Genomic DNA, 11656 nt, shown 5'->3' with positions numbered 1-11656 from the left:
TTAGAATTAGCAGTATTTCTCTCGATAAGCCTCAGCGGTTGCACGAGACACTGAACACTCCCCTTTACAAAGCTTGCATGTGTCACCGACCAGACCCGTCTGGCCACTCCCACCACATCTTGGACAAGCTTCTTCATCAATTTCCTCAGGACTGTAATCATCGAACTTCGACTGGGAAACGACGCATTCCCCTTTGCAATATCGACAATATGATCCAGCCCAACCAGTCTGACCGGCTCCTTCGCAATGCGGACAATCCACCTCATCGATTTTTTCGTGATCGTAATCATCCAATTCTTCCTTGGAGACGACACATTCACCCTTACAATACGAGCAAAACGATCCCACCAAGCCAGTTAGTCCAGAACCATTGCACCGCGGACAGTCAAATTCATCATCGTCCTCCGGATCATAAGCATCAAACTCTTCCCTAGAGACACAGCAATCGCCCTTACAATATGAACAATAAGAACCAACTCTTCCCATGGTGCCGCTTCCATCGCATTTAGGGCACGCGACTTCATCAATCTCCGCCTCATCATAGCTAGCTGCGAATTCACGGCGCACAAAACAGGAGCCGCCACAAACCGAGCACAGTGATCCAGCCAAGCCCATTTTCCCGGAACCTTCGCAATGCGGACATTCGATTTCATCAATTTCTTCCGGATCATAGTCATCAGCTTCGTCAGTGGTAACATATCCATCCCCTTTGCAATAAGCACAAAGGTCTCCGACCCACCCCGTCTGGCAATGCCCTTCACACCTAGGGCACGCAACCTCATCAATATCATTTGGATCATATCCTTCCGCGAGGTCAGTCGATACGTAGCAGGAACCTCCACAGAAGGAGCAGTAGCTCCCTCCCATTCCATATTGACCTGCTCCCTCACAATGCGGGCATTCAATTTCCCCAAGATCGATAATAACTTTATTAGATACTGCAACAACCTCCGTCGCGGCCTCACGCAAACCACTTTCTGAGGTCGAAGCTTCCCCGATTCCAGCCAACGCTGCAATCTTTGGAGCAATTTTTGTCAACTCAAGTTCAACCTCTGTATGATCCTGATCCTTCTGAGCCGCCTCACTCGCTTTGACCGAGGCGTTAGTCACCTCCGCCATGAGCAACCGCATTTCTGTGACGCCAACCTCCCTCAGGTCGAGCTCCTTCTCCTTGCCCAATTGATCCAATATCTTCTTGATTCTCTGAATCAGTCCGAACATCGCCTTGGCCGCATTTAGTTCGTGACGGAGTATTCTACGCCGCGAATCCCGCTTCATCGTTTTCGCAGCATCAACTACCTCTCGTCTTATGTTGGCTGCGACTTTATGGCCATAATCGTAAGCAGTGTGGTGATTGGGACATAAATAAATGAGATTATCAGGACCGTTGCATGCTCCATCTGCAGCAGCATGGATGTGGGCAACTTCTCCATGATTTCCATTCCCACAAATTGCGCACCCGTAGTGCGATTCTGATTTAACGTCATCCGCGATTGCTTTCCGCATTGGCGGTCGCGTCTTTCCGTTGGGAATTGGCCACCTTTCGTTTAAATATCGCTGGTATGCAAGAAGCTCCTTCTCCTCAATAAAAGGATCGCCGTCGATTACGCGGCAGGGAAGCACCCGGCTTTCTTTGTGCTTCGGACACTCTTTCATCAAATACTGAAGAAGCTTGATGCTGTAACCGACCTTTACCGCTGATTCAATAAGACTTAAGAGAGCCATTTCTTTGTTATTTTGAAGTTCTCACAAGCATATCGTCTATGCCTCGGGGTCAGTATCAGGCTTCGAGGCACCCTCTTCACCGGGATTGCCGTCCTGCACCCGAAGTGGGATGCACAGAAAGCGAAGCACCAGCCACCAGAGATTTATTACATCAGCGCCCCAGCACGCGTTGTATGTGAGAAAGCCGTGGGCGAGTTTGTTTCTTAGGTCATACCCAAACTTCTCACAGAGTAATCCACGCAGCTCAAAAACATGATTTTTGCCAAATATTTCCACTGTTTCCGGCATGCCCAAAAGCGTCCCTAGCAAACGCTGTTGCTGAATTAATTTCGCATCAAGTTTTGACGTTACATGTCCTGCGCGTCTGAGAACATACCGAATACTTTCTTCAATCTGTGGAACCAAGAGATGTGCTGCGATATCGAACTCGCCGCGAAACCCGCATACGATACCTTTCAGGAACAACGCCTCATGCCCTGGAGCAATAAAGGGATTCTGCAAAACAAGAAATTCAAGATCCTTGTGCGTCGGACGATGTTCGATCCAAATTTGTCTCCTGCTTACATCAATATAGGCTTGAGACCTAAGACTCCAGTCGATCTGCGCAGCTTGATGGAACATTTCCGCTTCGATTGCAGCTTCCTTGTGTTCCTCACTCGCATTAAATACAGACTGCTTGTTCGCTACAACCCGCCCATCCGAATCCATCATCGTAACGTCAAAAATGCTGGCCATGGGGAATTCGTCAATCTGGTTTAGCACACGCTTTCGCAAGGCTTCCGTATCGATTGGATTATGGCCCATCGCCATTGCAAAGACAGCCCCCTGAAGAGATTTCCCAGAAACGTTCTTTTGGGCAATTTCGATCATTTCGGACACATTCGTTTCGTGGGTATGTGTCTGCATTTCGTCTAGCGACTTTGATTGCCAGTCCAAGAGCATCTTGTGGAGTCGCTGGATTCGATCTGCTTCGTCTCGACCTTGTCGCAAACATTCGATACCAACAGCCAAGTGATGAGTAGCTGAAAAATAGCCTTGGCCATTGCTGACGCATTTTTCGGCCAAACGCACAAGCGAGTCCCCCTTTAATCGTTTGATGCGTCGTGCGTTCTCATCCTCCTTTGCCCACTCGAAGCAGCTCACTGCGATATCGAAATACTGCCGGGCCAGGAAATCTGAAGCAGCTTGTTCCAAGCGTGTCCCGATGGACTCGGCAATTTGCGCTAGAACTTTAGCATCTCCAGAACGTTGCTCTACAAGCATTGAGAGCAAACGGGCGCAAAAAGCGTCATCACACGAATTCTGAAGCTCAGTAAGACGATTTAAAATAAAGTCTACGTAATCCTGAAACAAAGGGTTCTTAGATCCGAGAATTCTCGCCAGACTGAACCCGCGCTCAAGATTCGTTATCGCCCATACCCACTTGTTCAGAGCATCAAGCATCTTGAACTCTTCGAGGTAGGCCACCGCAGCAACCATGGCTCCACCGTGATCCTTTTTCCGAATCCATACAATATCGCCAAGACGGGCCCGCAGAGCGGGAATAGTCGCCTTCCCCATCAACCCTTGAATTGTCGATAGAGCAACATCATCAAAATCTCCGACATCCGTGGTCCTCCCCGTCGTAGTAACCATTGCTGGACCCAATGGTGAATCGACACTTCCTGCGTCAAGGCTCATTGAAGAAATCTGTCCAAGAAAGCGGTATACTTTCGCCGGAACGATTTCTTTTTGATCTTGATGGGCACGAAACTGATCAAAGAAGATTCTGGAGAACTTATGGCAAATGGGTAACTCAGCACTAGAGACTGCCGACTCCCAACCCACCGAATCAATCTCCTCAAGTGTTGGAAATGAATATTCTTCGCTCATGGTTTGGGATCGAATGCAGGTAGCGCCGTTTGTTCGCCGGACAAAAGCTTCGGCAGTAGCGTGTCGCGGAGATTGGCGAGGGTGCGGGATTCGAGGCTATTTGCTCGGATCTTGCTGAACCACCCAGATGCATGAAGCTCGAATGCGTCCAAAACTTCGCGTGGAGGCACCAAGACATTCTGCTGCCCAACCAAGTTGGTATTCAGATTCTTTTGAACGGAGCCGTCTGCGATATTGATGAGGTGATCGGCCAATTCGATCAACACGTGGAAGAGGTAGAGCTTTGAAATTGAATGGAGGTCCTTGAAGTAGAGCCAGCCGTCATGAATGCAGCCGTGGAACTCGACAAAGATCGGCACGCCACAGGTGGCGCTGTTCGAAAGGATCAAATCTCCGGGAGCAACTGGAACACTTTTGGCCGCTCCTAACTTCTTCACTCTCTCTTTCGTCTCAAATAGAAATGGTCCGGCAGCGGCCGTTGCGTCTGCAATTTTAATCCATGGGACCTCACCGTCCATGTAATCGTTGATGGGTCGCGGCGATGCACCCCGGCCGAGAGTGCAAAGTTCCGACAATTGCTTGACCCTCCAGCCATTTGGAATCGATCCGAGCAAAGAATCTTCAAACGAATCAGGAAACAACGAGTCTTCCGGTCGTTGGGCTTCGCCATCGGAGTTTCTTCGAACGGGATCGAAATCCACGAACCAGCTTTGGAAGAGGACTCGAGCCATCGACCCCAGCGTGGCGTTCATCTGGCGGTTTAATTCGATCTTATCGTCCAGCGTGCCGAGAATGTAGGCGATCCGCTTCTGTTGAGATAGAGGTGGAGATGGAATATCCAACTCTTCAATCATTGACTTTGTCAGCGCAGGACGCGTTGCACCAGCGGAAGCAAGAGCGAGCAGTCGTTGCTGGTATTCGTGTGAAACCAGAACGTATCGAAGAAAGTCAGCATTGAGTATTCTGGGGTCCGGGCGAATGATTGCAACATGTTGGGTCACGCGGGCAGGCAATATATCTGCCGCGACTTGGCAGCACCTTGCAACAGAATCGCCGGTGATGTTCAACAATACGTCTTTTGGTTCGACTTCGACGTTTCGGAGTTCTGCAGATTGTTCGTCGCTAATGTATACGAGGCCGTCACGATGAAAACCATCATTGTAGATATTCTGGCTTCGGATTAATGACGTTGCACCGCCCTTGTAAGCTTCCTTACCACCCCGAGGTGTGGATCCGCTACCAATCTTCGAACAAGCGTCGCGAAGTTGGATAATTTCCCCATTACCCTTCATATCCAAGTCCTCTCAGATTTCCGGTGATGGTCTTCTCAAGTTTCGCAGCTTCGGTAAATTGCAAATTTAGCTCAGTCACAAGACGCAACATCTTGTCTTCGAAGGCTTCGCCATCATTCTCAACGTCTTCAGCACCGACATATCGACCCGGAGTTAAGATATGACCGCTGAGGGCAGTTTCCTGATTTGTCGCAGATTTACAAAAACCGGAAACATCCTCGTAACCACCTGTCCTCCATTCGCGGAACTTCCCTGCGATTTTCTCGACGTCCTCTGGAGCGAAATCCCGCAACACGCGGTCTTTCATGAAGCCGAGCTTGCGGCCGTCGATGAAGAGCGTTTCACCGCGGCGGTCGCGCAGGGCGGCGGCCCCGGGACGGGAGCGCTTGGCTTTGTTTTTCGTGAGGAACCAGATGCAGGCGGGAATCTGGGTATTGGTGAAGAGCTGGCCGGGCAGGGCGACCATGCACTCGACGAGATCCGCCTCGATCAAGGCGCGGCGGATGTCACCCTCGCCGCTGGAATTCGAACTCATCGAGCCATTGGCGAGCAACAGCGCCATCGAGCCATTCGGCGCGAGGTGGTGGAGCATGTGCTGGACCCAGGCGAAGTTGGCATTCCCCTGCGGCGGCGTGCCGTATTTCCACCGTGCGTCGCCCTCCAGCTTGCCGTCCCACCATGCCTTGATGTTGAAGGGCGGATTCGCCATCACGAAGTCCGCGCGGAGGTCCGGGTGCTGGTCGCGGGTAAAAGTGTCCGCCGGTTCCTTGCCGAAATCGAAGTCGATGCCGCGGATGGCCATGTTCATCGCCGCCAGCCGCCAGGTGGTGGGATTGCTTTCCTGCCCGAAGACCATGATATCACCGATGATGCCGCCGTGCTCCTCGATGAAGCGCTCCGACTGGACGAAGAAGCCGCCGGAGCCCATCGCCGGGTCATAGACGCGCCCCTGATAGGGCTCGATCATTTCCACGATAAGACTGACGATCGACTTGGGCGTGAAATATTGCCCCCCCTTTTTCCCCTCCGCCAGGGCGAACTGGCCGAGGAAATATTCGTAAACGTGGCCGAGGATGTCCTTCGCGTGAAGGTCCGCGTGCTGGAACGGGATGGTGGCAATGAGGTCGATGAGCCCCGCGAGGTTCGCCGGATCGATCTGGAGCTGCGTGTAGTTCTTGTTGAGGACGTTCTTGAGCTTCGGGTTCTCCTTCTCCACGGCTTCCAGCGCGTCGTCGATGAGCTTGCCGGTGGAAGTGATCTTGTATTTCGAGACCTTGCCGTTCTTCACGGTGATCTCGGTTCCCGCCGGGAGCTTGGCGGAATCCTGCAAGGTCTTCCACCGCGCCAGCGCCGGCACCCAGAAGACGTTTTTCTCGATGTAGTAGTCCCGCTCCTCCAGTTCCTGATCAATAGCTTTCTGATAACCGGCAGCTCCGCCGTGGTCAGCGGGGTCCATGTAGAAGTCATTCTCGGGATCCTTTAGCATCGCCTCGATCTCCTTCTGCCGTTCGGCGAATGAATCGGAGACGTATTTGAGGAAGATGAGACCGAGGACGGCGTGCTTGTAAACGGCGGCATCAAGGTTCGACCGCAGCTTGTCGGCGGCGGTCCAGAGTTTCTTGTCGAGCTCGCGGAGGAAGGCTTGGGAGGAAGAATCGGGCATGAGCGAATTCTTTCTAGCAGAGTCATTTTGCTCCCAGAAGCGGAAAGTTGGGTTAGCCGATTCGGGCGTCCGGGTGACACGCTTTCATACACCGACGGTCCACCCCCGGTTATTGGGTCGGGTACTTGCGACCATCTATCGAGCCGAAGCGGATGGACGTGAACTCTCTCCAGCGGATCAGGACGAAATCGCCATGATCGAAATTACAAACCCCCTCACGAAAAAGAGCGGGCAGGGGTTTGGGGGGCTGTCGGCTCCTGATAGGAAACGCGTCGAGCTCCGTGCCATGGAGCTGGGTTCCGCGTGGCTAACGACCCGTGGATATCGCGTGAGAGACACATCGGCATCTAACCCCTACGACTTTGAGGCCGAAAAGGGAGAGGAAAGAGTGAAAATCGAGGTAAAAGGTACCACGAGCAATCTGTGTGATGCCATCCTTATGACCCGAAATGAAGTTGAGCTCCACCGGATAGAAAAGGGACAGACCGCCCTCTTTATCGTTTACGGTATCAAGATCTCGGGGCTTGGCGATTCGCGCATTGCTTCGGGCGGGACGTTGGAGGTTTTATGGGCGTGGGAAATCGACAGCTGCGTAGTCGAACCTACGGCTTATCGCGTTCAACTTCTAAGACACAGAATATAGTCATCGTCGCGGACGATTTGGGACTTCATCGGACAACAAGCTTTCAAGAACAGCACCAGTGCTGGTATATCGAAAGCAACTTTGAGATCCCTATCGAAATGACTGAAACCCCTCAATGGAAACTGTCCGAGTTCTTCAAGCGGTTCGCTCCCCGCTACGTATTGGGAACCAGCTACACCGCCAGTCCGGTATTTTTCGAGACCTCTATCCTGCCGAAAATCGATCGACGGAATCTAGCAGGAGCGGTGGTGCTCTGCGATTTGAAAGGTTTCCAGATGGCAGCTCAGGAAGTGGGGGCGCTGCGCGCTGCGTCCACCATCTACTCGCTGGTCTATCCGAACTGCGCCGGAGCTTTTCACCCGAAGGTCTGGATCATGGCGGACAACGACCAGGTGGCCGTGCTCTGCGGCAGCGGCAATCTCACGCAATCCGGATTCATCAACAATCTTGAGCTTTTCGAAACCTTTGAAGTGTTTCGAGGCGGCGGAGATAGAGAGTTGTGTCGGGAACTCACGGAGTTCGTGAAGGGACTGCTGGGAATGTGGTCGCTGCGGGAGCAACAGGAACGCCCCGGGCTAAAGACCATCGTTTCAATGATACGCCTCCTGGAAGATCTTCACGAAAGCAACCAGGCGCAGAAATCCCGCAAGCTATGGTTTCTTTCATCATTCCAAGGCGGTTTCGCAGAACAACTCGCCAAGGTGGTCGACTGCCGCGAACTCCGAGTGGCCTCACCCTACTTCGGCGGTGGCCTAGAGGGAGTAAAAAACCTTGCGAGGACACTCGGAGCCAAAGACATCGAGGTGTTCCCAGCTAAACAAGGAGAGGGTGTGGATCTGGAACCCAAGGAACTTGAACAGTGGCAAAAGAAACCACTTCGCCAGCTTGGTCTCCAGGGACACAAGGGCAATTCGGGCCGCTTTGCCCATCTGAAGCTATACGGTTTGGTGGATCGGAATGGCGGATGTTTCTCCATGACTGGAAGCGTCAACGCCACCATGGCAGCATTGGAGAGCAAGAATATCGAAGCCGCAGTCCTGCGAAAAATCGACCGACCGGTGTTTGACTCGCTCTTCGCGGCTTTCATTCCCAGGAAACCACTAACACACGCTCCCCCGGACTATTCCAGCAGCGGGACAGGCTGGATCGGAATTCACGCCGTATTGAAATCGTCCGGCATTTTTCTCGGTGTGGATTCGACACATCAAAACGCTCTGCCGTTGGAGAACGTGAGTGCCACCTGGATCTGCGGCCCAAAACGAGAAACCCGCTCGTACGGAAGACTCTTTCATGACCGCACTCTTGAACGACTGGGAAGCGATCAATACCCGGGCTGGTTGGAGGGGTCGATGAATGCCGCAGCCGTGGAGATCAAGGGAACCAAAGCTACGGGCGACGAATTCCGCTCATTCGCTCTGGTGGAGAGCTTTGCCGACCTAACGGCCACGCCCCTCCAACGGAACGCGGCGGCTGCGATGCGCGCCTTGTTGTCGGGCGAGGAGGTGCCCGAAGCCGCCGGCATCAATGCGATCTTCCGGCTTTGCTTCCAAACTCTGGACGCGGAGGACATAAATGAAGGATTCCACCCGAGCAGTTCCACCACGACTCCTGAAAAAGAGCGCCCGGTCAGGGTGCCAATTTGGCCACCGGTTGCGGTCGACGAGAATGCCGGGCGCCAGGGCCAGCATGCTGGTGGAAATGTTGCGTGGTTCCAACGAATCATGACTTCTCTGCTTCGTGAAAAACCCAAGGAGACGGTCAGCGCCGTACGCGAAATGGAGCCTTCCGATACCGAGGGGGAGGAAGGCGGCGAGAGGGCCAAGCCTAACGAACCCAAAAAGCCCAAAGAAGATGATGCGACAAGTTCAAGAATCCGACGCTGGCGGGATGCGGAGCGCTACTATTCGACTCTCACCCAACGGATGAATGGCGCCGTCATTTACGCGAGGCCCTGCTCTAAGGGCAAACGCGCGGAGGAATTCGAAATGCCGCACAAAGAACGCCTGCTACCGGTTGCATTCCAGACGTTGCTCATCACCCTGCTGCTCCATCCAGGCAACGGGACTGTCGACGAAGGGGTCCCCGTCGTTTTAACCAACGACCTCATTTCCGGTTTCCTCCGCCTGCTGGTCGATGATCGCAGCCAGCCCGACACTTGGGTTACTCCCAAAGCCCATCCGTATCGACACTGGAAGTTCCCGCCGATTCTCCAGGACATCATGGACGATCCCGAACTGGAAGCTCCCCACGATTTGATTCTTCTTGGCGTAGCCTTGTTTGCGATCCTCCATGCTGACGCCCGAAACGACGAAGGGTTTCCTTTATTGGTGTGGTTGAAATTCCGACACTTCACCGGGCTTTCGCTCACGCTCGATGAAACGACGAAGTCGGAAGTCCTCGAACATGCTTTGCATTACTTGCCGAGATCGGAAGGAGGCTTTGGTTTAAAGGGCCTAGACTCGGCCCTCACGGCAATGGAGCACAAGAGTTGGAAAAACTATCCGGGATTCAGTTACCTCCAAACAATCCGCGCCGCAGCCAACGGCGATGAAGTGAAGCCAGAGTCATTCGGTCGCATCGTCAATTGGGCTGAGTTTCGTCGAAGACTGGAGCGGAAGGCAAAAGGAAACTCAATCCAGATTGTCAATCATCTGCGCCCCATGTGTGTGCAGGACGGATGCTCCAATGCCAATACCCGCGAGCCTACGCTCCGACCCATCGAAAGCCTGATTCCTTGTATCTGCTCTGCCTGTGGCACCGCCCTCGTGCCGGAACTCCTCAGCGTCATTCTGGAAATTCATGAAGCCTAAAGCCCTCAAACCGCTTCCCCAACAGCCCTTCCTGACGCAGGCGTTTGCCGACGATGGTGGCGGCATCGATTTTCTGGGGCTTCGCTTGGTCAACTTCGATATGCTGGCCGGGACCCTCTTGCCCGGAGTGAACAACGCCACCACTGACATCGGCATTTTTTGCTTGGGAGCTTGGATTGCTTGGAAATTTCAACGGATATGCGAGGGACAGCCGAAGAAATTTTCTCAACAGAACTACGACCGCTTTCGGCAAGCTATTGAAATGGCCATGGCCGACGGAGTGAAAGACAACTCCGAAGCGAACGAGAAATTCGGAATGCCGAACCGCAGAATTGGAGTGGATCAAACGCTCGTCTTCCCGACTGTCCTGAGCTTCGATAAAAATAAGGACGAGAAAAAGACCAAGCGAACCGAATCGACCAGCATCTACGCGGCTGCGCTTTACGGCCCTGCTCTCCGGTATCTCGATTTCATCGGATACGCGACGGCGAAGGACGGTCACGCGACCTGGATTCATGTCCCCATTTCCAATGAAGAAACCGACCGGATCTGTGAATATATCGAGTCCCGACTGAGTGATGACCCGCTGCTTGTCCAGTTCGGGCGGTTGGATTTCGAGGTTCGGGCGCACGAAGACCTCGAAAACTTGCAACTTCAAGGACTCCATCCAGCCGCATTCCGTGTCGCGCCTCAGAACGTAAAACAATCCCTCATTCGGCTGCTTCTCGGAAACGTATCGAATGGGCTGCCGAACGGTCGTAGGATCACTACCCGCCTGATAATCGATACGCTTGAGCAAATCGGCGCCGCGGATTCCGAGGACCTCCGCCGCACGTGGTTCACGGGTCTCGTCAAAAAGAATGCGCCATTGGTACTCACAGATCCCATGCTTGAACACCAGAGAGCTTCTTGGGCAATCTTCGAAGGCAGGCAGTTTCAGCGTTATATTCTGGAAACCTTCCTGCGAGTTTTCGAACTGGCCGTGAGGGAAGGATGCTCTTCTGTCGATGATGTGGTAAACGCGACCCTGTCCTGGCTGGGAGATACTCCACTATCGCTGGCGGACGGTATTCGGCGGGAGTGTCTAGCCGCCAATGCCCCCTCTGCCATAGAGGCAGCGTCCAATTGGTGGAACTCTAATATCTCGGGCGACTCAAATCACTACGACTGGATCGACATGGGGGCTGGAGAAGCTCAGGACGAATGTCCGCGGGCTTTCGGGATGCTGGTTCGATGGATTCTGCGAACCAAAATATGGCTTACGCGCTTTGCCGACCACGAGGATCTATCATGGGGAGGAGAAACCCGGATTTCCATCCGCTGGTTTCATGGATGGCTGGAGGATCGGATGAATCGACCGCTGAACGAATTCTTCCGTGACCTATATGCGGACCTCGTTTTCACCCAGCATCTGAGAGTCGCTCTTTCACGGTTGGACCCCGGCGCACCCAAACAGAGACTCCGATTCATGTTGAGTGATTTTGGCATCGTTCCGACGGCGGGCATGGAGAATAAGATTGGAGAAAACAGCGCTCCGTGGATGGCTGACCGTCTGGACGCCTGGCTTTGCTTACTAACCGATGTGGAGGTTCTGACGTCTGACGAAAAAGAAAAGAAATACGGACGCGGAAGAAATGTTGAATGGATTTGA

General features: G+C 53.2%; 7 protein-coding genes. 3 read left to right on the top strand and 4 right to left on the bottom strand.

Annotation, left to right across the window (positions count from 1 at the left end; translation table 11 throughout):
• Positions 1–6: 6 nt before the first annotated feature.
• Genes OVA24_RS05820 through OVA24_RS05805 form a run of 4 tightly spaced genes read right to left on the bottom strand, consistent with a single transcriptional unit; the run spans position 7 to position 6552 of the window.
• Positions 7–1725, bottom strand: a complete 1719-nt coding sequence (locus OVA24_RS05820) for an HNH endonuclease (protein ID WP_267674250.1) — start codon at positions 1723–1725, stop codon at positions 7–9.
• Between the two features lie 36 nt (positions 1726–1761).
• Positions 1762–3597 carry a DUF7380 domain-containing protein gene (locus OVA24_RS05815; RefSeq protein WP_267674249.1) on the bottom strand — a complete coding sequence of 612 codons (1836 nt, stop codon included), beginning with the start codon at positions 3595–3597 and terminating at the stop codon, positions 1762–1764.
• Positions 3594–4889 carry a restriction endonuclease subunit S gene (locus tag OVA24_RS05810; protein ID WP_267675273.1) on the bottom strand — a complete coding sequence of 432 codons (1296 nt, stop codon included), beginning with the start codon at positions 4887–4889 and terminating at the stop codon, positions 3594–3596. The genes OVA24_RS05815 and OVA24_RS05810 overlap by 4 nt, the downstream gene beginning before the upstream one ends.
• Positions 4879–6552 (bottom strand): type I restriction-modification system subunit M, encoded by a 1674-nt coding sequence (locus tag OVA24_RS05805; RefSeq protein WP_267674248.1) that lies wholly within the window; start codon positions 6550–6552, stop codon positions 4879–4881. The genes OVA24_RS05810 and OVA24_RS05805 overlap by 11 nt, the downstream gene beginning before the upstream one ends.
• Before the next feature lie 193 nt (positions 6553–6745).
• Here OVA24_RS05805 and OVA24_RS05800 point away from each other — a divergent pair, with 193 nt between their 5' ends.
• From OVA24_RS05800 to OVA24_RS05790, 3 genes are all read left to right on the top strand, one after another.
• Positions 6746–7195 (top strand): protein NO VEIN domain-containing protein, encoded by a 450-nt coding sequence (locus OVA24_RS05800; protein ID WP_267674247.1) that lies wholly within the window; start codon positions 6746–6748, stop codon positions 7193–7195.
• A gap of 98 nt (positions 7196–7293) precedes the next feature.
• Complete coding sequence (locus OVA24_RS05795; RefSeq protein ID WP_267674246.1) at positions 7294–10005, top strand: phospholipase D-like domain-containing protein; 2712 nt, start codon at positions 7294–7296, stop codon at positions 10003–10005.
• Positions 9995–11656 carry a hypothetical protein gene (locus OVA24_RS05790; RefSeq protein ID WP_267674245.1) on the top strand — a complete coding sequence of 554 codons (1662 nt, stop codon included), beginning with the start codon at positions 9995–9997 and terminating at the stop codon, positions 11654–11656. Before OVA24_RS05795 ends, OVA24_RS05790 begins: the two co-directional genes overlap by 11 nt.

Origin of the sequence: Luteolibacter sp. SL250, assembly GCF_026625605.1 — a bacterium.
GTDB lineage: Bacteria > Verrucomicrobiota > Verrucomicrobiia > Verrucomicrobiales > Akkermansiaceae > Luteolibacter.
Note: the sequence above shows the minus strand (reverse complement) of the source record. Positions and strands in the feature narration are given on the sequence as shown.

Excerpts from the sequence above, each read along its gene's own strand:
- OVA24_RS05820 (WP_267674250.1), bottom strand. The coding sequence starts at position 1,725 with ATGGCTCTCTTAAGTCTTATTGAATCAGCGGTAAAGGTCGGTTACAGC.
- OVA24_RS05815 (WP_267674249.1), bottom strand. The coding sequence starts at position 3,597 with ATGAGCGAAGAATATTCATTTCCAACACTTGAGGAGATTGATTCGGTG.
- OVA24_RS05810 (WP_267675273.1), bottom strand. The coding sequence starts at position 4,889 with ATGAAGGGTAATGGGGAAATTATCCAACTTCGCGACGCTTGTTCGAAG.
- OVA24_RS05805 (WP_267674248.1), bottom strand. The coding sequence starts at position 6,552 with ATGCCCGATTCTTCCTCCCAAGCCTTCCTCCGCGAGCTCGACAAGAAA.
- OVA24_RS05800 (WP_267674247.1), top strand. The coding sequence starts at position 6,746 with ATGATCGAAATTACAAACCCCCTCACGAAAAAGAGCGGGCAGGGGTTT.
- OVA24_RS05795 (WP_267674246.1), top strand. The coding sequence starts at position 7,294 with ATGACTGAAACCCCTCAATGGAAACTGTCCGAGTTCTTCAAGCGGTTC.
- OVA24_RS05790 (WP_267674245.1), top strand. The coding sequence starts at position 9,995 with ATGAAGCCTAAAGCCCTCAAACCGCTTCCCCAACAGCCCTTCCTGACG.